Consider the following 20,805-nt stretch of genomic DNA (forward strand, 5'->3'; position numbering starts at 1 on the left):
ATCATCCATTGCGAAACGTATAAGCATAGCCGTTGATCGCGGGAGCGCCGCCGAGATGGGCGTACAGGATCTTCGACCCGGCGGGGAAGTATGATTTCTTCACGAGATCGATTAGCCCCTGCATCGACTTGCCCTCATAGACCGGGTCGGTGATCATGCCTTCGAGGCGCGCGCACAGGCGGATCGCCTCTTTCGTCTCGGGCGAAGGGACGCCATAGACGGGGTAGGCATAGTCTTCGAGAAGGATGATGTCGTCCGCGACGATCTTCTTGCCGAGTTCGACCAGGCTTGCGGTGTTGCGCGCTATATCGAGGACCTGCGCTTTGGTCTGCGCCGGGGTGCAGGAAGCATCGATCCCGATCACCTTGCGCTCGCGGCCGTCCTTGGCAAAACCCACCACCATGCCCGCATGGGTCGAGCCGGTGACGGTGCAGACAATGATATAGTCGAAAGTGAACCCAAGCTCCTTCTCCTGGGCGCGCACCTCCTCGGCGAAACCGACATAGCCCAGGCCGCCATATTTATGCACCGACGCGCCGGCCGGAATCGCATAGGGCTTGCCGCCTTTAGCTTTTACATCGCTGATCGCCTGTTCCCAGCTTTCCCGAATGCCGATGTCGAAACCCTCGTCGACCAGTTGGACGTCGGCACCCATGATCCGGCTCAATAGGATGTTGCCGACGCGATCATAGACGGCGTCCTCATGCGGCACCCAGCTTTCCTGCACGAGCCGGCACTTCATGCCGATCTTCGCCGCGACGGCCGCCACCATGCGCGTGTGGTTGGATTGAACGCCGCCGATTGAGACCAGCGTGTCGGCGTTGGAGGCGATTGCATCCGGGACGATATATTCAAGCTTGCGCAGCTTGTTGCCGCCGAAAGCGAGGCCGGAATTGCAGTCTTCGCGCTTGGCATAAAGGTCGACCTTGCCGCCGAGATGAGCGCCGAGGCGCTCGAGCTTTTCGATAGGGGTCGGCCCGAAAGTGAGGGGATAGCGTTCGAATTTCCGCAGCATCGGGTGACTTTCTTCGGTCTGCACTGATGCGTTCATTAGCATTTCAGACCAGAAGAGTGCTCTCGAAATGCTTCCGAAATTCTACCTATTCTGCCTATTTTACAGACAGAAATTCATTTATCTTCCTTGCTGAGGCTTGTTTGTGAGAGAATCTTCCATGCCCGCAGATCTTGACCGGATCGACCTGAAGATATTGCGCCTGCTTCAGGACAATGGCCGGCTCACAAATGCCGAGCTGGCGCAACTGGTCTCCGTCAGCCCGGCCACGTGCCACCGCCGCACACAACGCCTGTTCGATGAAGGTTTCGTCAGCCAGGTCAGAGCGGCGATCGCGCCGCAGAAGATCGACATGGGGGCGCTGGTAATGGTCGGCGTGGTGCTCGATCGCTCGACTCCGGACAGTTTCGCGGCGTTTGAGAAGGCCGCGGCCAAGCTGAAATTCGTGCTCGACTGCCATCTCGTGGCCGGCGACTTCGACTATTTCCTGAAAATCAGAGTACGCGACATGGCAGATTTCAACCGGCTGCACGGTGAAAAGCTGATCGCGCTGCCCGGCGTGCGTCAGACGCGAACATTCTTCGTCATGAAAGAGGTCGTCGATAACGCCCCTCTGGACTTCTGAATCTTATCGCCGCTCTGCGCTTGGCGAGATGCCGTGTTCGGCCTTGAAACAGGTGGAGAAATGGCTGGCATTGGCGAAACCGCAGGCGATGGCGATCTCGGTGATGGTGAGGGCCGAGTGCCGCAGGAGCTCGCCCGCCGCTTCGAGGCGGATGGAGCGATAGTGCTCGGCGAAGCTCTTGCTCAGATGCTGGGCGAACAAACGGTCGAGCTGGCGGGTGGAGAGCCCGACATGGCGCGCGACCTGGCCGCGGTCGAGCGGCTCGCTTAGATTGTTCTGCATGAGCTCGAGAGCGGCGATCAGCTCCGGTCGGTGGACGTCATAGCGCTCGCTCAACGAGGCGCGCTGCGGCCCGCCGCCCGGACGCACGTCGGTGTGCAGGAACCAGTCGCTGGTCTTGGTGGCTAGCCCTGCGCCGTGCCGCTCGGCGATGAGGGCGTGCATCAGATCGAGCGGCGCCACGCCGCCGGCACAGGTCACGCGGTTGCGGTCGATCACATAGCGGGCGCGGGTCAACAGCAGGTCGGGGAATTCCTCGGCGAAGGCCGGGGCATGTTCCCAGTGGATGGTCATGCGATAGCCGCCCATGATGCCGGCACGCGCGAGAATGAAAGGCCCGCCCGACACGCCGCCGATGCGAAGCCCGCGCTGTGCGAGCTTCCTCAGCCAGGCGAAGGTCGGGCGATGGGCGAATTGCGCCGGATTGCCGCCGGCGCAGACGAGCAGCAGATCGAGGGCGAGATCATCGCCGACGCGCGCATTCGCTGGCACTGTGGCGCCGGAGGACGAGGTGACAGCCTGGTCCTTGGGCGTGATATGGACCCAGCGATAGAGCGTGCGGCCGGCGAAGAGATTGGCGGCGCGCAAGGGCTCGATCGCCGAGGCATAGGACATGAGCGCGAAGCCCGGCACCAGCAGGAAACCGATGGTCTGGGGACGATCCGAAAGCATGTCTCAATTTTAACAGATTTTGTCTCTTTACGACAAGAAGGAACTCGCCCTCGGTGCCACACTGCGCCCGCTCCAACAGGGGATTGCAAAGCCCGTGCGCTATTCCGTCTTATCGCTTCTCAAGAATTCTCTCTCAGGCCACAAGAACTGGGCGCCCGCCTGGCGCCAGCCCACGCCTAAGAAAGAGTATGACGTCGTCATCGTCGGCGGCGGCGGTCATGGCCTCGCCACCGCCTATTATCTCGCCAAGGAGCACGGCATCACCAATGTCGCGGTGCTGGAGAAGGGCTGGCTCGGCTCCGGCAATATCGGGCGCAACACCACCATCATCCGCTCCAACTACCTGCTCATCGGCAACAACCCGTTCTACGAATGGTCGCTGAAACTGTGGGAAGGCCTGGAGCAGGACTTCAATTTCAACGCCATGGTGTCGCAGCGGGGCGTGCTCAACCTCTTCCATTCCGACCCGCAGCGCGACGCCTATGCGCGGCGCGGCAATGCCATGCGGCTCGACGGCGTCGATTCGGAACTGCTCGACCGCGAGGCGGTGCGCGAGATGGCGCCGTTCCTCTCCTTCGACAATGCCCGCTTTCCGATCATGGGCGGCCTCCTGCAAAGGCGCGGCGGCACGGTGCGCCATGACGCGGTCGCCTGGGGCTATGCCAGGGGAGCGGACACGCGCGGCGTCGACATCATCCAGAATTGCGAAGTGACCGGCATCCGCGTCGAGAACGGCAAGGTCAAGGGGGTCGAGACCAACAAGGGCTTCATCGCTTGCCGAAAGCTCGGCCTCGCCGCCGCCGGCAATACCAGCGAGGTGGCCCAAATGGCCGGCATGAAGCTGCCGATCGAAAGCCATGTGCTGCAGGCCTTCGTGTCGGAAGGCATCAAGCCCTATCTCGACACGGTCATCACCTATGGCGTCGGCCATTTCTACGTCTCGCAGTCGGACAAAGGCGGGCTCGTCTTCGGCGGCGATCTCGACGGCTACAATTCCTATGCCAGGCGCGGCAACATGCCGACCGTCGAGCATGTCATCGAGGCGGGTGTCGCCATGATCCCCGGCATCGCGCGCATCCGCGTGCTGCGCTCCTGGGGCGGCATCATGGACATGTCGATGGACGGCTCGCCGATCATCGACAAGACCCATATAGACGGGCTCTATCTCAATTGCGGCTGGTGCTATGGCGGCTTCAAGGCGACACCGGCGTCGGGCTGGTGCTTCGCTTATACGATCGCCAAGAACGAGGCGCACAAGCTCAACGCGCCCTATCGGCTCGACCGCTTCCAGCGCGGCTACATGATCGACGAAAAGGGTGTCGGCGCGACACCCAATCTGCACTGACGATCATGCACGCATTTTCATCCATATCTTCTCCCTCCGCCGCGCGCAGCGCGGGGAGGGTGGCGCGCGTAAGCGCGACGGGTGGGGTGTTACCACGTGAGCGGTGTGACTCGCCCAATACGAATACCAACGTGCAAGAGCTCAACTGCGGCAACACCCCACCCGACCACGGCTTCGCCGTGGCCACCCTCCCCGCCTTCGGCGGAGGAGGGAGACTCTGCGTCAAGACGATCCGGAAATCCAAACCATGCTGATCAATTGTCCTTATTGCGGCCCGCGTCCCTCGGAAGAATTCACCCAGCTCGGCGATGCGACGGTCAAGCGGCCGACCTCCAATGATCCCAACACCATGGATCAGTGGTTCGACTATGTCTATTTGCGCGACAATCCCAAGGGCCGGTTCCAGGAATACTGGCATCATGGCGGCGGCTGCCGTTCCTGGCTGGTGGTCGATCGCGACACCCAGACGCATGAGATCTTCGGCACCATGACGGCGCGGGACTTCGCTGAGATGCAGAACAAGAAGGGCAGATCCTGATGGCCGGCTTCCGTCTCGCCAAAGGCGGTCTCATCGACCGTTCAGCGACCCTCGGTTTCACCTTCGACGGCAAGAGTTTTTCCGGCCATCCCGGCGACACGCTCGCTTCGGCGCTCATCGCCAATGGCGTCCATCTGATGGGCCGCTCGTTCAAATATCACCGCCCGCGCGGCGTCATCGCAAGCGGTGCGGCCGAGCCCAATGCGCTGGTCGAATTGCGCGAGGGCGGACGCAAGGAAGCCAATACCCGCGCCACCGTCATCGAGCTTTATGACGGGCTCACGGCCAGAAGCCAGAACCGCTGGCCGTCGCTCAATTTCGATATCGGCGCGATCAATTCGCTTGCCGCGTCGGTCTTCGTCGCCGGTTTCTACTACAAGACCTTCATGTGGCCGAAGAGTTTTTGGGAGAAGATCTACGAGCCCTTGATCCGGCGCGCCGCGGGCCTAGGCGCCGCCACCCATGAGGCCGATCCCGACAAATACGAGAAATCCTACGGCCATTGCGATCTCCTGGTGATCGGCTCGGGGCCTTCGGGCCTGATGGCGGCCCTCACCGCCGCCCGTTCGAGTGCGCGCGTGATCCTGCTCGATGAAGGCTCCCGTCTCGGTGGCTCGCTTCTCAACGAGAATGAGGAGATCGATGGCGAGAACGGCTTCGACTGGGCGCAAGGCGCCATCGCCGAGCTCGCGAGCATGGCCAATGTCACGCTGATGCCGCGCACCACCGCCTTCGGCGCTTATGACGGCAATGTCTTCGGCGCGCTCGAGCGGGTGAACGATCACGTGCTCGAGCCCTCGCCCTTCGAACCCCGGCAACGCTATTGGAAGATCATGGCAAAGCGCTGTGTGCTGGCGGCGGGCGCCGAGGAGCGGCCGATCGTCTTCGGCGGCAATGACGTGCCGGGCGTGATGCTCGCTTCCGCGATGCGCGGCTTCGCCAATCGCTATGCGGCGGCGTCGGGCAAATCGGCGGTCGTCTTCACCAACAACGATTCAGGCTATCGCACGGCGCGCGATCTCAAGGCCAAAGGCGTCCATGTCGAGGTGATCGTCGATTCACGCAGGGACGGCACGGGCGATGCTCAAGGCATCCCGGTGCTCAAGGGCCGCGCTGTCTCCGATGTGGAAGGCGGCAAGATCGTAACCGGCGTCGAGCTTTCCGATCATGTGCACATCGCCTGCGACACGGTGGCGATGTCGGGCGGCTGGAGCCCGGTCGTGAATCTTCTCTGCCACAAGGGTGCCAAGCCGCAATGGAACGACAAGCTCCAGGCCTTCCTGCCGCCCAATGGCGAGACGGCGCTCGTTGCCGCGGGCTCGGCCAATGGCGCCATGCTGCTGTCGGAATGCTTGCGCGAAGGAGCCGAAAAGGCGGCCAAAGCGGTGAACGATCTGGGCTTCAAGGCCAAGCCTGCGCCGGCGCCCAGATGCCGCGATGAAGCCTATAGCATCCAGCCGCTCTGGTGGGTGAAGGCCAGCCACGGCAAGGCCTTCGTCGACTATCAGAACGACGTGACGCCCAAGGACCTGCCGCTCGCGGCGCGCGAAGGCTACAGCTCGATCGAGCTCGCCAAGCGCTATACGACCGCCGGCATGGCGACCGACCAGGGCAAGCTCGGCAATGTCAACACCATCGCCATCCTGGCCGAATCGCAAGGCAAGTCGATCGCCGAGATCGGCACGACGACCTTCCGGCCCTTCTATACGCCCGTACCCTTCGCCGCTTTTGCCGGCCCCTATACCGGCCATCACTTCATGCCGGTGCGCAAGACGCCGCTGCATGACTGGGCGGAAGAGCAAGGTGCCGTCTTCGTCGAGACCGGCCTGTGGCTCAGGTCGAGCTGGTTCCCGCTGGCGCACGAAGAAGGCTGGCTCGATCCGGTCATCCGCGAGGTGAAGGCCGCGCGCGAGAAGGTCGGCATCTGCGACGTGTCGACCCTCGGCAAGATCGACGTCCAGGGACCCGACGCGGCCGAATTCCTCAACCGGCTCTATTGCAATGGCTTCGCCCAGCTCGAGGTCGGCAAGGCGCGCTATGGCCTCATGCTGCGCGAGGACGGCATCGTCATGGACGACGGCACGACGTCGAGGCTGGCCCAGGACCATTTCTTCATGACCACGACCACGGCCAACGCGGCCAAGATCATGACGCATATGGAATTCTGCCACCAGGCGCTGTGGCCCGAGCTCGACGTGCAATATGTGTCGGTCTCCGAGCAATGGGCGCAAATGGCGGTTGCCGGGCCCAAGGCGCGGCCAACGCTTCAGAAGATCGTGGACGACGTGACGCTCGACGACACGACCTTCCCCTATCTCGCGGCGAAGGAGATCAGCATCCTCGGCGGCATCACGGCGAGGCTGTTCCGCATCTCGTTCTCGGGCGAGCATGCCTATGAGCTTTCCGTGCCGGCGGATTACGGCAATCTCGTCGCCCGCGCCTTGATGCAGGCGGGCGAGGAGTTCGGCATCACGCCTTACGGTATCGAGGCGCTCTCGGTCATGCGCATCGAGAAGGGCCATGTCGCGGGCGGCGAGCTCAACGGCACGACGACCGCCGCCGATCTCGGCCTCGGGCGCATGATGTCGACCAAGAAGGATTTTATCGGACGCATGATGGCTGGGCGCGAAGGCCTCGTCGCCAAGGACCGCGACGCGGTGGTCGGCATCAGGCCGGTCGACAGAAACGACCGCATCCGCGCCGGATCGCATCTCCTGAAGAAGGACGACGCGCCCTCGCTCGCCTCAAGCCAGGGCTATGTCACGTCCGTCGCCTATTCGCCGACGCTCGGCTATTGGCTGGGGCTGGCGCTGTTCAAGAACGGGCGCGAGCGCCATGGCGAGATCGTCAAGGTCTTCGACGGCCTGCGCAACATCCATATGTATGCCGAGATCTGCGATCCCATGCATTACGACAAGGAGAACAAGAAGCTCCATGCCTAAAAGTTCTTCAGCCATCCCGCGCGTCTCGCCTCTGGCCGATATCGCGCTGCAGGGCCGCTTCGGCGCCGACAAGGGCGTGCCGGGCGTCACGCTCTCGGTGCGCCATCCGATGTCGATCGTCACCGTCATCGCGCGCAAGGGCCAGTCGGCGGCGCTCGCCCGGGCGATCGAGGCGGCTTACAAATGCTCGTTGCCGGGCGTGGGTGAAAGCACGGGCACGCCGTCGCTCTCCTTCCATTGGTGCGGTGCCGATCAATATTACGCCATTGCCGAAGGCAAGGCGGAAAGCGAGCTCTATCGCGATCTCAAAGCCCGGCTCGAGGGCCTCGCTTCCTGCTCGGACCAGAGCCATGGCCGCGTCATCTTGCGCGTTTCAGGCCCCAAGGCTCGCGCCCTTCTCGCCAAGGGCACGCCGATCGATCTCCATCCTTCCACCTTCGGGCCGGGCAAGTCGGCGGTCACGCAAATGGCGCATGTCGGCGTTCATCTCACGCAGACGGGTGAGGATGCGTTCGAGCTCTCGGTCTTCCGCGGCTTCTCGGAGAATTTCTGGGAATGGCTGACTGAGCAGGCGGAAGAATTCGGCTATCAGGTTCTGTGAGCCTGGCTTGGATTGTGCAAAAGCTCGGCAATCTCCGCCATCTGATCTCGTGACAGAGGGCCGAACTCAGTAGCGCCGGCATTTTCTTCTGCCTGGGCAACGGTCCGAATGCCTGGAATGGGAACGGTGCAAGCGCTGCGTGCCCAGATCCATGCCAATGCGCCCTGAGCCAACGTACGGCCCTTCGCGGTCAAGATCTCTCTCACGCCATCCAGCGCAGCATACCAGTCCTTTGCGGCACTTCCGCCTTCCTTGAAGTAGCGAAGCCACGACGGGGGCTTGCTGCGGATGTCATCTTGGGGAAGGTGACTGCTCGGAGAATACTTGCCGGTCAAGAATCCCATGGCCAGAGGGAGACGGACGATGCCGGCGAAGTGATTGGTTTCGCATATCTCGAGAATCTCGGGCGCATCCTCGAAGAGATTCATGTCGAATTGAACCGCGGTGGCAGTGGGACGATCGGCGAAAGCGGCAGCACGAAGGGGATCGTCCGTGCTCCAGCCATAATGGCGGATGAGGCCTTCCTTACACAACGCGTCGAGCGTATCGGCGACAGTAGCCGCCTGGTCCAGAGTGAGGTCACCGATATGCAAGTGGTAGAGATCGATCCATTCCGTTTGAAGGCGCTTCAACGAGGCATGACAGGCCCGGCGAATATAGTGGGGAGAAGCATCTGTTCCCGTGAGCTCGCGGCGGTTTTCATCGTAGGTGTTGCCGAACTTGGTTGAAATAACGACGTGATTGCGAACTTCCTTGAGAGCTTCACCCAGGACCCGTTCTCCATGCCCGGTGCCATAGGCGTCCGCCGTGTCGAAGAGTGTAACACCGAGCTCGGCAGCTCTCCGCAAAGCCTGGATCGAGGCTCTGTCGTCGGCCTTGCCATAGCCAAGGGGGGCGCCCAAGGGATATCGACAGCCAGGCCCGCTGAAAAAGGGGCCGCCGATTGCCCAGGTGCCTACTCCGAGAGGACCGGTAACGAGGCCGGACCTGCCAAGCCGGCGATGGCGAAATTCGTCAGGCATCTGCGTTTTCCACAACGTCCATGAATGAAATGATTGAGACGCGTCTATTCAAATAGAGCCATGAAAGCTTGATTTAGAAGCGATAATTGCGGAATGATCATTTCATGGATGAAATATGGCGATGGGATGATCTGCGGCTGTTCCTGATCGTCGCGCGCGCCGGTGGATTGGCCGGCGCTGCCCGGCTGTCGGGGGTAAGCCCTCCTACGCTGGGGCGCAGAATGGCGGCGCTGGAGGCGGCCCTCGGTGGTCAGATCTTTGTGCGTCAGCGCGATGGTTACGTGCTGACGCAGAGAGGAAAGGATCTTCTGCGGCTGGCCGAGGCTCTCGAATTGAATGCTCTGAACATCGATCGCTGGCGTGTGGCGGACGAGACCGGGTCAGTCGTGAGGATCGCCGCAGGAGCATGGACAAGCGCATTTATCGCTCGCCACATGGGTGACCTGGTCGACGAAGGCGAGAATATTCAGATTGAGCTTGTGAGCGGCACGGGCCTCGCGGATCTCCTGCGTCGGGAAGCGAGCCTCGGACTCAGAAACCGCCGGCCGGAGATTCCAGGACTGGCCGGCCACAAGCTGACGCGCGTGGAGTTCGCCGTATTTGGCGGTTCGGCCTACGTAGAAGAGAAAGCAGAAGTCAGAGATCATCGCCGATTCCAGGCATGCCGTTGGATCGCTTTCTCGCCGCCCGGTCCGAAAACGCCGTCGGCGGTTTGGCTCGATGAACATCTGGAACGCGCACCTATCCTGAGATGCAGATCGGGTCAGGAAGTACTCGAGGCGGCTCAAGCCGGTCTTGGACTATGTGTGCTGCCGTGTTTCATCGGAGATGCGCGTAATGGACTCATTCGCGCATCCGGCATCATAGAGGAATTAGGGCATGACCAATGGTTGGTAAGTCACGATCAAGACCGGCAGCAAAGACATATTCGCCGGATCAGCGACCGGTTGCGGTCCTTGGCAAAAGCGCATCGCCGGCTTTTCCTGGGCCAGCAAGCTCGTCGACAATCGCTGTCGGGTATTGTTTAAGCAGACCGAGTTCGGCCGGCCATTCAGGATGCTTCCCTGATTTTTCGCATGGGTGATAGTTTTGCCTATTGACATCGTGGGCCAAAGCGTACTTTGGAAAATATCAGGATCGAAAACCATGTGCCCGGAGTTCATGACCGGACTTGATCCGCCCACAGTCGCCGCCCGGGTACATCAGCTTTTGTAATTTCCCCGCTCTCCTTCCCAAATGGAATCGTCACATGACCAGCACGCCTTGCCAAGGCGCGGTGAAGATCGCCGCGGTCGTCGTCGTCATCATCGCAGCCATTCTTACGATTGGCGAAAGTATTCGCAGCACTTCGCAGGAGCTCCGCACCTGTTGCCGGAAGACCAGGCAGCGGCTCCTGATTCCGTCCGGCCTCGGTGATGCCACCAGATGCGTGCTCCTTGCCGATATCGCAATGCCGAGGAAGGCTCATGGATCATGAAAAGCCTGAAGCCAAGGATGAGGCAAAGGATATTGAAAGACTATGAAAGGATATTGGAGGGCTGTTAGAAAGGTTTGAAAGGATAGCAAAGGCACGCATGCCGGCACGTAAAGAGCTTGCGCAAGGTGACGCCGGTTTGTGATGCCTTTGTCAGCGACGGAACACTATGCCGCTTTCAGGAACGGTTTCGTCTCCGCGATCTTGGCGAAAGCCTTCTCGGCCTTGCGCAGCAGCTTCTTCTCCTTGGGCCGCTCGACGGCGGTGAACACGCCAGCGGCAAAGGCGGTGATCGCCGCCCGGCTCGCCGGCTCGTCGCCTGCCATGTTGGTGACCAGCGTCTGCAGGAACTGGGCGCGCGCTTCGCCATCCTGCATTTCGCCGAGCGCGGCCTGAATCCTCTCGAGCGAGCGGACCAAGGTTCTGTATCGCGAGCGGCGTTTTCCGCCGACGACCAGATTGTCAAAGAACTCGCTCATATAGCGCAGCTTCTTGGCCGTGATCCTGATCCGGTGGCGCGTCTTGGCATCGGCTTCCGTCAGATGGCGGGCGCGCTGGCGCAATTGCTTGAAGCGGCGGGCAAGCAGCTCGTTTGCCCGCGTCAGCACCGGATCCTGCGCTTCCGCTCGCGCCTGCCATTCGCCATGGTCGAGCCAGCGGACGAGATCGAAGAGAAGCTTGCGCATGCGGTCGGAATGAAGCGCCGCCTGCAAGGTCCGGCGCGCTTCCTTCCGGCGCTTGCCGACTTCGGCCAGGAGCGAGGTCGCGCCGAGCGGTGCCGAGCCCGCATGGACCTGGGGCTCGAAAGTCTCCACTTGCATCACGTCGAGGTCGCGTGCCGCTCCCAAAAGATCCGACAGCCAGTTGAGCTCGCGGCGCAAGCGGTCAAAGTCCCGGTCGTCGACCATGGGCCGGAAGAGGGTAAGGGCGGCACGCAGGCGGCGGACCGCGATGCGGGCGCGATGCACGCCTTCGATATCGCCGTCCTCTTCCACCGCCGGCTCGTTCAGCATGAAATCATAGAGGCAGGAATGACAAATGGTGCGGAAGGCCTGCGCTGCGGTCATGGTGGCGTTGAGCTTCGGTGTCGATGCGCCGACGGGCCGGCCCCAGCTGCCATCGACCAGGCGATCGCCGCGATCGCCCTTGCTGACCAGGCTCAGGCGCAAGGGCGCCTTGTCGATGAAACGCTGGGCAAGAGCGAAAAGCTGGCGCGGATCGCCCTTCTTCAATTCGAGCTCCAACTCGCAGACCGGAAGCTCGGCGCCGTTGCGCTTGATCTCGCCGCGATCGACCGCGATCTCGATCTGCGCCGAGCCTTCCTTCACCAGGAAGCTCGCACGATCGACCGCCACGGTATAAAGCGGCGACAATTGCGCATCGCTGCCATTTCCCTGGAGAAGGGATGCGGCGGGCGAGTCCGACATGTCATGGGCATTGGGCTCATCGCCGGTGATCGGGCGTTCCCATTCCTCGCGGCCTAAGCCCAAGGATCCCGCCTGCTTGATCGAGAGCAGCGCGTTCTTGTCCTGCTTGCGGACCCGGAGCGCAAAGCCATTGTCGGTAAAGCGCCGATCGGATGTATCGAAATATGTCGTCTCGATGTGCTTGCGCGGCGTGCGACGCAAACGCTTGCCGATCACGGGCAAGGCATCGAGCATCGGCAGGCCGCCACTTTCGATGAGGAATTTGAGCTCGATTTCCTGAGCCATCGATCTTTTCCTCTCGCCGCCGCGCGATCTTGTGCTGAAACCGGGAGGAAGTAAACCGAAAGCGACATCAACTTTGTAGATTTGTCACGTGACGTTCGGGTAGTTGCGCCTTGATCTATGCGCGAAATGCGAGCGCCTTCAACAAGATCAGCGCCTCATGACGGAGAAGCGGCGCAACAGGAAAGTGAGCAGCAATGCTGCTGTTGCGGCGATGGCGACGGGCCAGGCGGCGGCCGGCCAGCCTGCCGCATCGACGGCGGCGCCCACCGCCACGGGTGCTGCGACCTGGCCGAGATTGCTGCCTTGCATCAGAAGGCCGAGCCCCATGGGTGCAAGCCGCGGCTCATGAGCGAGCAGCGGTGCCGAGGCGAGCGCCGTGGCCGGCAAGAGGCCGCCGACACCGGAAAAGATCAGGCAAAGCAGCAGGATGAGAAAAGCGGGGAGCGGTGCGAGGAAGATCGCGATGCCGGCGAGGCCCATGACGATGCTGGCGAACGCCATGGGCCGCCAGCGCGCAATGCCGCGCCTGAGCACCAGGCCGGCCGCGAGATTGCCCAGGATGTTCGCCGCGACCACGAGGGCGCTGAGGATGCCCGCCACTCCTGAGGAGAAGCCCAGGCGTTCGGTGAGCAGGATGGGCAGGAAGCTCGTCAGCGCGAAATAGAGCATGCTGTAGAGGGCGAAGATGAACGCTATGAACAGCGGTCCCGGCGAGACGATGGTGGTCCAGGCGTCGCGGGCGAGGGTGCCCCAGGCGGGCTGGGGGCGGACACTTTTTCTGCGCGGCACGATCACGGCGACGAGCAAGGCGGCAAGGACGGCAAGTGCGGCATTGATGAGCCAGAAGGTGCGCCAGCCCTCTAGAGCAGCACCGCAGAGCAAAGCGATCGCCATGCCGCCCGGCATGAAAGCGCTCCACATGCCGAAGGCCAGATCGCGGTCGCGGGTCGCTACCATGCGCTGCAGCAGCGACGGGGCCGCGACCGTTATCAGAAGAAAACCCGTTCCTTCGATGATGCGGGCCGCGAGCAGAAGGGCGAAGCTCGCGCTGAGCGCGCTGATGAGGGCGCCGAGGGCGAGAATGAGAAGGCCCGAGAGCGAGATGAACCTGTCGCCGAAGCGGTTCACCGCCACGCCGGCGGGGATGCCGCCCACCACGCCCAGAAAGGCAAAGACCGAGATGATCCAGCCCGCGGCTTCGAGCCCGAGGGCGAAATCGGCGCGCAGGGCCGGCAAGGTGATGATGCCCTTGCCGACCTGGAGGGCGGCAACGACACCCGAGGCCACGACAACCAGGACGGCGCGCCAGTCGGTGATGGTCACGGGCGCCGCCGGCGCTGCCGCCAGTGCTTCTTCGGTCACGAGCTTTTCCATCCGCAGATAGTTAGATGAGCCATGTTCGCGTCCAAGGCGCAGTTCCGCATGGCCCCTATACAGGGAAGTGTAGCCTTGCCGCCTGCCTTGCGATATGCGCTCGCCATGCATGAGGATGAGGTCGAAGTCGATCAAGGCCAGGTCAGCCGCCTGATCGCGGCGCAGTTTCCGCACTGGTCAAATCTGCCGCTGTGGCCGGCACCCTCCGGCGGCACCGACAATGTGATCTTCAGGCTCGGCGCCGACATGGCGGTGCGCCTGCCGCGGCGTCCGTCAGCGGCGGGACAGATCGTCAAGGAGCAGCGCTGGCTGCCCGAGCTTGCCAGGCATTTGCCGCTGCCCGTGCCGGCGCCCATCGGCATGGGCGCACCCGGCGAGGCCTTTCCTTTCCGGTGGTCGGTCTGCCGATGGCTCGAGGGCGAGACGGCGCTTGCGGCGCCGATCGCCGATCTCGGCCAGGCGGCAAAGGATCTGGCCAGCTTCGTCTCGGCCCTGCAGCGGATCGATTGCGCGAAGGGGCCTGGCCCCGGCCCGCATAATTCGGGGCGCGGCGAGCCGCTCGCCAGACGCGATGCCGAAACCCGGATGGCGATCGTAAAGCTCGCCGGCATGATCGATGCCGGCAAGGCGACAAAGGTCTGGGAAACAGCGCTTGCGGCCCAGGTCTATGAGGGCGAGCCCACATGGCTGCATGGCGATCTCCATCCGGGCAACCTCATCACCGAGAACGGCCGGCTCGCCGCCGTCATCGACTTCGGTTGCCTCGGCACCGGCGATCCGGCCTGCGACCTCATGCCGGCCTGGACCGTTCTCGATGCGCCGGCACGCGAAACTTTTCGCGCAACCCATCCCGTGGACGATGCCGCCTGGGCGCGCGGCCGCGGCTGGGCCTTGTCGATGGGATTGATCGCGCTGCCCTATTATCTCGACACGAATCCTGTCCTTGTCGCCATTGCGAGGCGCGCGATCGCGCAAGCGCTTATGGGGTAAAGACCTTTTTCGTGAAGAGCTCGGTCAGGCCAAGAAGTTCGGGTCCGAGGACACGATCCTTCTCGACCGGCGGGACGATGCTGCGCACTTCCGCGAGAAAATCGCGCAGCGGGGGCGGCGCCTGCCGGTTCGTCACATAAAGCGCTTGCGATGCGACCACGGCCAGCGTCGCGAGGCAGGCATCGAGGCAGCGCCCGGCCTTTTCCTCCTTGGCCCAAGCCGGGAACGCCGTCGCCGCGACATCGTCCTGGCCGGCGCCCGCCGATTCCGTTCCCGGGATGAAGGTGCGCTGTGCGGCGTGCTTGGCCTGTTCGAGATATCCGGTAGTCGCCATCGGCACATAGCCCAGATTGCCATGCCCGTCGCTGTCGCTCGGATGCCGGTCGATGAGCAGCAGATCGGGAAGCCCCGATACCTTGCCGTTCAGGAGTTTTGAGCCATGGCGATCGCAGAGCAGGCAGATATCGGCCCAGATCGCGGCGAGGTCATCGAGGGCGGGGGCGGCCATGGCGTTGTGATAGCCACCGGTGCTGATGCACCGCCCCAAGGGATGCTTCTCGTCCGGCGGTATATAGACCGGGTTGTCGGAAGCGGAGCTGAGCGACACCGTGGCCGCGCGCTCCGCGGCAGCGATTGCGCGATGGGCGTGACCCAGGATACGGGGCACGATGCGATAGCTGACCGGCGCCTGATAGTTGCGCCGGCCGTCGCCCGCACCGTGGAGAAGACGGCGCAGGCCATCGAGGGCCGCTGCCTCATGCGGATCGCCCCACAGGTCCTCGAGAGCGGCATCATAATGCTCGAGCGGGGCGCGGAACGCCTCGATCGACAAGGCGAAGACATGCTCGATCAAATGGAGGCGGCGCCTTGCCGCCAGGGCCGAATCCGCAAGGAGGGCCGCGGCGCAGGGCGAGCCGTTGATCAGCGATCCCCGTTCCTTGACCTCGAGATCGAAGCGCGTCGTGAGCGCGGCAAAAAGCGGATAGAGCGCCAGGATCTCGCCAGCGCCGCCTTGTCCGGAAGAGGGCACTTGCGGCATCGGCCGCCCGTCGAGCATTTCGGCGACGGCAAGGGCGATGCGTGGCGTCGTCGCGGCATGGCCTTCGAGGAAATTGGCGAGGCGCGCCAGCACGATCCCCCTGACGATACGCTCGGGATAAGGATCGCCGAACGACGTCGCCGCGGCGAAGGCCTTGATCCGGGCATGGCGATCGCGCTCTTCCTTTTCGAGCTTCGTGCTCGCCAATTCGCCCATGGCGGTGGTCACGCCATAGATGACCGGAGGCGGATCGCTGTCGATGAGCTCGAGGAAGGAGGCGCGGCAGCGCGCGATCCGGTCGAGCGCCGCCTCGCTGATCTGTGCGCTCTCATTCTTCCAGGCGACGGCGAGAACGGAGTTGAGATTGATATCCGCTCTCTTCGTCAGCGTGACCGTCATGTGACTAGATCCGTTCGGCGAGGCGCTTGATCCGTTTCGCGGCTTCCGTGATCTGGCCCTCATCCACCGTCAAGGCGACGCGCAAATGCCCGGCCCCGCCGGTGCCGAAGCTTTCGCCGGGCATGGTGACGACAGCTTCCTCGGCGAGGAGCCGGCGGGCAAACTGATCGCCCGAAAGGCCGGTCTTGCGTATATCGACCATCACGAACATGCCACCCTCGGGCATGCGCGCGGAAACGGTCTTGGCGCCGTTCAGGCCGGAAATGAGCGCCTTGGCACGCTCTTCATAGCTCACCTTCATCGCATCGACTTCCGGAAAATGATTCTGCAGCGCGAAAGCCGCCGCGTCCTCGAGGAAGGGCTGCGAGCCGAAGAGGATGGTCTCCGACAGCGGCAGGACGCGGTCGCAGAATTCCTCCGACGCCGCGATCCAGCCGCAGCGGAAGCCCGGCATGGCATGCGATTTGGAGACGGAGGAGACCACGATGGTGCGTTCTTCGAGCTCTTCATCGTCGAAAGGCGAGACGAAGATCGTGTTGCCGTAAGTCAGCGTCGCATAGACTTCGTCCGAAACGATCCACAGATCATGCTTGCGGCAGAGCGCGCCGATCTCGGCGATCTCGTCGGCCGTGAAGACGGTGCCGGTCGGATTGCCGGGCGTGTTGAGAAGGAGAGCGCGGGTCCTGGGCGTGATCTTCTTCGCGAGGTCGGCGGCCTTCAGATGAAAGCCGCGATCGGGATCGGCGAGCACCGGCACGGCAACACCGCCCGCCGCGGCGATGACGCCTTCATAGGTCGCGTAATAAGGGTCGGGCAGCAACACTTCATCGCCGATATCGATGATGCCCATGAAAGCCACATAGAGCGCCGTCTGGGTGCCGGGCAGGAACAGGAACTGGCTCGGGCCGACATGGCGGCCGGTGCGCTGCGAATACATGGTGGAGAGAGCGCGCAGGATCTGGGGCTCGCCGCGACCATTGGAGTAGCGGGTGCGCCCGGCGCGCATCTGCCGGTCGGCAACATCCATGATCGCCTCGGGGACGGCGGCATCGGGCTCGCCGATGGACAAGAAGATCAATTCTTCGCCGCGGGCCTCGCGGTCCTTGCCCTCGATGTGAACAGCCCATTTGTGGGAGCCCAGGCCCTCGAGCCGCTCCGTGATCTTCGCATAGCGCATGATGGTTCCTCGATGAGGCCGGCTTCTTAGAGCAAAGCCCCAGCGCCGTCGAGGTCATGCATACCCTAACGTTGTTAGGGAATGTCGCGTCGCCGCGGCATCCCCGGTTCGTTACCTCATCACCCGGCCGGCCGTCTCAGGCCCGACTGCCGCCCAGACCGCCAAGGCGGCCACGATGATGCCGACAATGACGTGGTTCCATGTGGCATTCATCTGCGTGGCGAAGCCCAGGAGATAGGGCGACACGATCAGCCAGAGACCGAGCGCCGCTTCGATCCATTCCTCCCATTTATGGAAGGCGATCAGCGCGGCCAGCGCGGCGACGGCAATGATCACGCCGACGGCCCAGGCGTTCCAGGCCGGGGTCCGATCGACAGCGAAGCCCAGGGCCCAGGGCGAAACGACCAGCCAGAGGCCGAGGATAAGATTGACGGCATCCTTCCACTGGTCCGTCAGCCTTTTGCCAATATCCACCATGAACAACTCCATAGTTTTGAGCGCTTCCCTGTCGCCAAAGTCGGGAGACTTTGGCGGGAAGCGCTCCGGCATTGCGCGAGCAGTGCCCACGAGACCCGCAACGCCGGTTGCTCGTTCTCTGTTCCTGGGAAGAGAGCGGGAAGGAGCGTTCCCACCACCCTTGGCGCGCAGGAACAGTTTGCTCTAACGACAATAGGTAGGAAGGCCGGGCGCCGCGTCAAGATGATGCGACGAAACGTCAATTTTCCACGGCGGCTGTATCCTGGTCGGCCGCGGGCTCGACGGTGAAATTATTGCCGGACAGGAATTCACCGACATTGGCAAGGCCAGGAAAGGAATCGCAGAACACCTTGACGACGACGAGGATGGGCACGGCGATGAGCGCCCCGACGATGCCCCATATCCAACTCCAGAAAGCGAGCGAGACGAAGATCACCACGACGTTGAGCTCGAGCCTTCGGCCGAGGACGAGCGGCGTGATGAAGGCGCTTTCGAGCGTGTGGAAAAGAAGATAGGCGGCGGGCGGCAGCAGCGCGAGGCCGATCGAGCCATAGGTGATCAGACCGGCAATAAGCGCCGTGCCCGTGCCGATGGCGGCGCCGACATAAGGGATGAAATTGAGCACCGTCGCGGCGGCACCCCAGAGCAGGGCATTGGGCATGCCGAGCACCGCCATGGCAAAAGCGACGGCAGCGCCGAAACAGATATTGATCGCGGTGATGGTGAGGAGATAGCGCGAGACCTCGAACTCGACATCGTGGACGACCCGCACCGACCGCTTCTTGTCACTGTAGGTTGGAAGAATGCGCACCAGCTTGTGCAAAAACAGATCGCCGGAAGACAGCAGGAAGACGACAAGCACCAAGGTGACGCCGAGCGTGGCGCCCAATCCACCCAGTGTGTCGGCGGCCCAAGCGGCAAGGCCTGGCTGGGCCACGACGACCCTCTCGGTCGCGGGGCTCACCGCCGCCGCGATCTGCTCGAGCTGAGCCGAGGCGCTCATGATCTTGCGCAAGGGCTCGCGCAGGGGAGCGAAACGCTCCTCCAGGCGCTGCGCAACGGCCGGCGCGTCCGCAATCACCTGGCTTACCGGATCGGCCAGATAGTATGCGGCGGCGCCGAAGACGGCGAACATCGCCAGCACAATCATGATCGCGGAAACGACGGAAGGAATGCCGTGGCGGCGCAAATAGCGCACCAGGGGCGAGAAGGTCAGCGTGATCAGCAGCGCCAGCATGACCGGCAGGAAGAAGGTGCGGGCAAAGTACAAAGCGCCGATCAGCAGGATTGCGAATATGCCAATGATGGAAGCCGAGACCAGCTTTGAGAGGTGGAGCCGCCCATTCGCCGTTTTCGCCTCGACCGGGCCCACATCCATTAGCGTCCTCATCTCCCTCAAAGCTCACATTAACGTCTGGGAGAAGGGCCGGTTCCCTGGGAGCTTCCGGCGGCATCGTAACTGTTTACTTTCCAGCACTTTTGAGAAAGTAATTCCTATATGGCCAGGGCCCTGCCGCGCGTCACCTATTCCAACATCGCCGCTGATTTTTCAGCCCTCCACGACTGGCTGGACGGCGCCCTGCCGCGCTTCCGCAAATCGGCTCTGGGCCAGGCCTGGCCCAATGTGGTGGAAGGCCGGCACGATGTGAGCGGACGCGCTTACGAGGTCTATTGCCCCTTCGATCGCGACCTCCTGGTGGCGCGGCTGGTCTCGGGCGACCGCACGGCCGTGAAGAGTGCCGTCGCCGCGGCCCGCCAGGCCTTCGGGGCCTGGTCAGGGATGGGTTGGAAGGCACGGGTTAAGGCTTTGCGCAAATGGGCCAAGGAGCTCGACCGGCGCAAATACGATCTCGGCATGGCCGCCCTTTACGAGGTCGGCAAATCGCGGCTCGAAGCCATGGGCGAGGCGGAAGAGGCGGTCGACCTCATCCGCTGGTATTGCGACGAGATGGAGCGCAACCGCGGCTTTGCGCGGCCGATGAGCCGTGCCGTCCCGCGCGAGGAAACCAGCTCGGTCCTCAAGCCGGTCGGCGTCTTCGCGGTCATCGCGCCCTTCAACTTCCCGGTGGCTCTGCCTTGTAACATGCTAGGGGCCTGTCTCGTCGCCGGCAACACGGCGGTGTTCAAGCCCGCTCCGCAATCGGGACTGACGGCGGCCCTTCTGATGGAGACGGTGGAATCCGCGGGCCTGCCGCCCGGCCTGGTCAATCTCATCAATGGCGAGGAGGCGGGACCCTTGCTGGTCGATGCGGATGGCATTGACGGTATCGCCTTCACCGGCAGCCACCAAGCCGGCATGCGCATCTTCCGCAAGATGGCCTCCGGCCCCTATGCCAAGCCGGTGATCAGCGAAATGGGGGGCAAGAATCCGGCCTATGTGACCGCCAAGGCCGATCTCGACCGCGCCGCGGAAGGCCTCATCCGCTCGGCCTTTGGTCTTTCCGGTGAGAAATGCTCGGCCTGCTCGGTCGTCTATGTCGAGGAAGCCGTGGCGCAAGAATTGCTGCAGCGGCTCAAGACGCACGCCGAGGCGATCGCCATCGGCAATCCGGAAGAGCGTACGACCTTCATGGGTCCGGTGATCAGCGAGACGGCGGTCGAGCGCTTTCACAAGGCGGTGAAGGCGGCTCGGGCAAAAGGCCGCATCGTCCATGGCGGCGAGAAGCTGGCCGGTGCCCGCTTCGACAGGGGGCATTTCGTCGCCCCGACGGTGGTGGCGGAACTTCCCCGCGATCACTGGATTAACAAAGAGGAACTTTTCCTGCCGTTCCTCTCGGTGCAGGTCTGTACCTCGCTCGACGAGGCCATCGCTTGGGGAAATCGCAATGTTTATGGGCTTTGCGCGGGACTCTATTCGGAGAATCCCCAGGAGATCGAGAGGTTTCTCGAGCGCGCCGAGGCAGGCGTTCTCTATGTCAACAGGCGCAGTGGTGCCACCACCGGGGCTTGGCCCGGGGTTCAGAGCTTCTGCGGCTGGAAAGGGTCGGGAATTGACGGCAAAGGAGGGCTAGGGCCATTTACCATTCCTCGCTACATGCGCGAACAAAGTCTCACCATCATGCGCGGCTAATGCCGGTTCCCGGGCCTTTACAAATCGTTCCCGGGGCTTCATGTTGCGGCGCACTTT

At 62.9% G+C, this 20,805-nt stretch carries 18 protein-coding genes; 9 read left to right on the forward strand and 9 right to left on the reverse strand.

Annotation, left to right across the window (positions count from 1 at the left end; translation table 11 throughout):
- Position 1: 1 nt before the first annotated feature.
- Positions 2-1,015 (reverse strand): 1-aminocyclopropane-1-carboxylate deaminase, encoded by a 1,014-nt coding sequence (locus tag DS839_RS20280; protein WP_119272398.1) that lies wholly within the window; start codon positions 1,013-1,015, stop codon positions 2-4.
- Positions 1,016-1,172: 157 nt separating this feature from the next.
- Here DS839_RS20280 and DS839_RS20285 point away from each other — a divergent pair, with 157 nt between their 5' ends.
- Positions 1,173-1,637, forward strand: coding sequence for an Lrp/AsnC family transcriptional regulator (locus DS839_RS20285; RefSeq protein ID WP_119272279.1), 465 nt, complete (start codon positions 1,173-1,175; stop codon positions 1,635-1,637).
- Positions 1,638-1,640: 3 nt separating this feature from the next.
- On the opposite strand, the gene DS839_RS20290 is transcribed toward DS839_RS20285, so the two are convergent.
- A complete protein-coding gene (locus DS839_RS20290; protein ID WP_119272280.1) occupies positions 1,641-2,588 on the reverse strand; it encodes a GlxA family transcriptional regulator in 948 nt (315 codons plus the stop codon).
- Positions 2,589-2,682: 94 nt separating this feature from the next.
- Here DS839_RS20290 and DS839_RS20295 point away from each other — a divergent pair, with 94 nt between their 5' ends.
- The 4 genes from DS839_RS20295 to DS839_RS20310 all read left to right on the forward strand — a co-directional run bounded on the left by DS839_RS20295 (position 2,683) and on the right by DS839_RS20310 (position 8,014).
- The gene (locus tag DS839_RS20295; RefSeq protein ID WP_119272281.1) at positions 2,683-3,933 is read left to right on the forward strand and encodes a sarcosine oxidase subunit beta family protein; all 1,251 of its coding nucleotides are present in this window, start codon (positions 2,683-2,685) and stop codon (positions 3,931-3,933) included.
- A 247-nt stretch (positions 3,934-4,180) separates the two neighbouring features.
- Entirely contained in the window at positions 4,181-4,471 is a 291-nt protein-coding gene (locus DS839_RS20300; RefSeq protein ID WP_119272282.1) for a sarcosine oxidase subunit delta, read from the forward strand.
- A complete protein-coding gene (locus DS839_RS20305) occupies positions 4,471-7,413 on the forward strand; it encodes a sarcosine oxidase subunit alpha family protein (protein ID WP_119272283.1) in 2,943 nt (980 codons plus the stop codon). Before DS839_RS20300 ends, DS839_RS20305 begins: the two co-directional genes overlap by 1 nt.
- Positions 7,406-8,014 (forward strand): sarcosine oxidase subunit gamma, encoded by a 609-nt coding sequence (locus DS839_RS20310; protein WP_162918685.1) that lies wholly within the window; start codon positions 7,406-7,408, stop codon positions 8,012-8,014. The genes DS839_RS20305 and DS839_RS20310 overlap by 8 nt, the downstream gene beginning before the upstream one ends.
- Here DS839_RS20310 and DS839_RS20315 read toward each other — a convergent pair.
- On the reverse strand, positions 8,002-9,036 hold the full coding sequence (locus DS839_RS20315; RefSeq protein ID WP_119272285.1) for an aldo/keto reductase: 1,035 nt from the start codon (positions 9,034-9,036) through the stop codon (positions 8,002-8,004). The two genes, DS839_RS20310 and DS839_RS20315, sit on opposite strands and share 13 nt — an antisense overlap.
- A gap of 104 nt (positions 9,037-9,140) precedes the next feature.
- On the opposite strand from DS839_RS20315, the gene DS839_RS20320 reads away from it, so the two are divergent.
- Entirely contained in the window at positions 9,141-10,064 is a 924-nt protein-coding gene (locus tag DS839_RS20320) for a LysR substrate-binding domain-containing protein (RefSeq protein WP_119272286.1), read from the forward strand.
- A gap of 221 nt (positions 10,065-10,285) precedes the next feature.
- Positions 10,286-10,513: a hypothetical protein gene (locus DS839_RS20325; RefSeq protein ID WP_119272287.1), complete on the forward strand. Its 228-nt coding sequence runs from the start codon at positions 10,286-10,288 to the stop codon at positions 10,511-10,513.
- A gap of 164 nt (positions 10,514-10,677) precedes the next feature.
- On the opposite strand, the gene DS839_RS20330 is transcribed toward DS839_RS20325, so the two are convergent.
- Together DS839_RS20330 and DS839_RS20335 are read right to left on the reverse strand one after the other, a co-directional pair.
- Positions 10,678-12,222, reverse strand: coding sequence for a CYTH and CHAD domain-containing protein (locus DS839_RS20330; protein ID WP_119272288.1), 1,545 nt, complete (start codon positions 12,220-12,222; stop codon positions 10,678-10,680).
- Between the two features lie 147 nt (positions 12,223-12,369).
- On the reverse strand, positions 12,370-13,584 hold the full coding sequence (locus DS839_RS20335; protein ID WP_368911764.1) for an MFS transporter: 1,215 nt from the start codon (positions 13,582-13,584) through the stop codon (positions 12,370-12,372).
- A gap of 33 nt (positions 13,585-13,617) precedes the next feature.
- Here DS839_RS20335 and DS839_RS20340 point away from each other — a divergent pair, with 33 nt between their 5' ends.
- Entirely contained in the window at positions 13,618-14,586 is a 969-nt protein-coding gene (locus tag DS839_RS20340; protein ID WP_368911765.1) for an aminoglycoside phosphotransferase family protein, read from the forward strand.
- Here the strand turns inward: DS839_RS20340 and DS839_RS20345 are convergent.
- The 4 genes from DS839_RS20345 to DS839_RS20360 all read right to left on the reverse strand — a co-directional run bounded on the left by DS839_RS20345 (position 14,576) and on the right by DS839_RS20360 (position 19,056).
- On the reverse strand, positions 14,576-16,024 hold the full coding sequence (locus DS839_RS20345) for an aromatic amino acid lyase (protein ID WP_119272290.1): 1,449 nt from the start codon (positions 16,022-16,024) through the stop codon (positions 14,576-14,578). The genes DS839_RS20340 and DS839_RS20345 overlap by 11 nt on opposite strands.
- Before the next feature lie 4 nt (positions 16,025-16,028).
- Entirely contained in the window at positions 16,029-17,201 is a 1,173-nt protein-coding gene (locus DS839_RS20350; protein ID WP_119272291.1) for a pyridoxal phosphate-dependent aminotransferase, read from the reverse strand.
- Between the two features lie 111 nt (positions 17,202-17,312).
- The gene (locus DS839_RS20355; protein ID WP_162918686.1) at positions 17,313-17,678 is read right to left on the reverse strand and encodes an SPW repeat protein; all 366 of its coding nucleotides are present in this window, start codon (positions 17,676-17,678) and stop codon (positions 17,313-17,315) included.
- A gap of 238 nt (positions 17,679-17,916) precedes the next feature.
- Positions 17,917-19,056, reverse strand: coding sequence for an AI-2E family transporter (locus DS839_RS20360; protein ID WP_162918687.1), 1,140 nt, complete (start codon positions 19,054-19,056; stop codon positions 17,917-17,919).
- Positions 19,057-19,176: 120 nt separating this feature from the next.
- Between DS839_RS20360 and DS839_RS20365 the strand changes: the two genes are divergently transcribed.
- Positions 19,177-20,748 carry an aldehyde dehydrogenase family protein gene (locus tag DS839_RS20365; protein ID WP_119272294.1) on the forward strand — a complete coding sequence of 524 codons (1,572 nt, stop codon included), beginning with the start codon at positions 19,177-19,179 and terminating at the stop codon, positions 20,746-20,748.
- The last annotated feature ends 57 nt before the right edge of the window (positions 20,749-20,805 follow it).

This window comes from Taklimakanibacter deserti (assembly GCA_003574785.1).

Bases quoted from the DNA above. Each gene is read 5' to 3' on its own strand.
- DS839_RS20350 (WP_119272291.1), bottom strand. From the start codon at position 17,201: ATGCGCTATGCGAAGATCACGGAGCGGCTCGAGGGCCTGGGCTCCCAC.
- DS839_RS20280 (WP_119272398.1), bottom strand. From the start codon at position 1,015: ATGCTGCGGAAATTCGAACGCTATCCCCTCACTTTCGGGCCGACCCCT.
- DS839_RS20340 (WP_368911765.1), top strand. From the start codon at position 13,618: ATGTTCGCGTCCAAGGCGCAGTTCCGCATGGCCCCTATACAGGGAAGT.
- DS839_RS20300 (WP_119272282.1), top strand. From the start codon at position 4,181: ATGCTGATCAATTGTCCTTATTGCGGCCCGCGTCCCTCGGAAGAATTC.
- DS839_RS20290 (WP_119272280.1), bottom strand. From the start codon at position 2,588: ATGCTTTCGGATCGTCCCCAGACCATCGGTTTCCTGCTGGTGCCGGGC.
- DS839_RS20360 (WP_162918687.1), bottom strand. From the start codon at position 19,056: ATGGATGTGGGCCCGGTCGAGGCGAAAACGGCGAATGGGCGGCTCCAC.
- DS839_RS20305 (WP_119272283.1), top strand. From the start codon at position 4,471: ATGGCCGGCTTCCGTCTCGCCAAAGGCGGTCTCATCGACCGTTCAGCG.
- DS839_RS20330 (WP_119272288.1), bottom strand. From the start codon at position 12,222: ATGGCTCAGGAAATCGAGCTCAAATTCCTCATCGAAAGTGGCGGCCTG.
- DS839_RS20310 (WP_162918685.1), top strand. From the start codon at position 7,406: ATGCCTAAAAGTTCTTCAGCCATCCCGCGCGTCTCGCCTCTGGCCGAT.
- DS839_RS20285 (WP_119272279.1), top strand. From the start codon at position 1,173: ATGCCCGCAGATCTTGACCGGATCGACCTGAAGATATTGCGCCTGCTT.
- DS839_RS20345 (WP_119272290.1), bottom strand. From the start codon at position 16,024: ATGACGGTCACGCTGACGAAGAGAGCGGATATCAATCTCAACTCCGTT.
- DS839_RS20355 (WP_162918686.1), bottom strand. From the start codon at position 17,678: ATGGTGGATATTGGCAAAAGGCTGACGGACCAGTGGAAGGATGCCGTC.
- DS839_RS20325 (WP_119272287.1), top strand. From the start codon at position 10,286: ATGACCAGCACGCCTTGCCAAGGCGCGGTGAAGATCGCCGCGGTCGTC.
- DS839_RS20365 (WP_119272294.1), top strand. From the start codon at position 19,177: ATGGCCAGGGCCCTGCCGCGCGTCACCTATTCCAACATCGCCGCTGAT.
- DS839_RS20320 (WP_119272286.1), top strand. From the start codon at position 9,141: ATGGATGAAATATGGCGATGGGATGATCTGCGGCTGTTCCTGATCGTC.
- DS839_RS20315 (WP_119272285.1), bottom strand. From the start codon at position 9,036: ATGCCTGACGAATTTCGCCATCGCCGGCTTGGCAGGTCCGGCCTCGTT.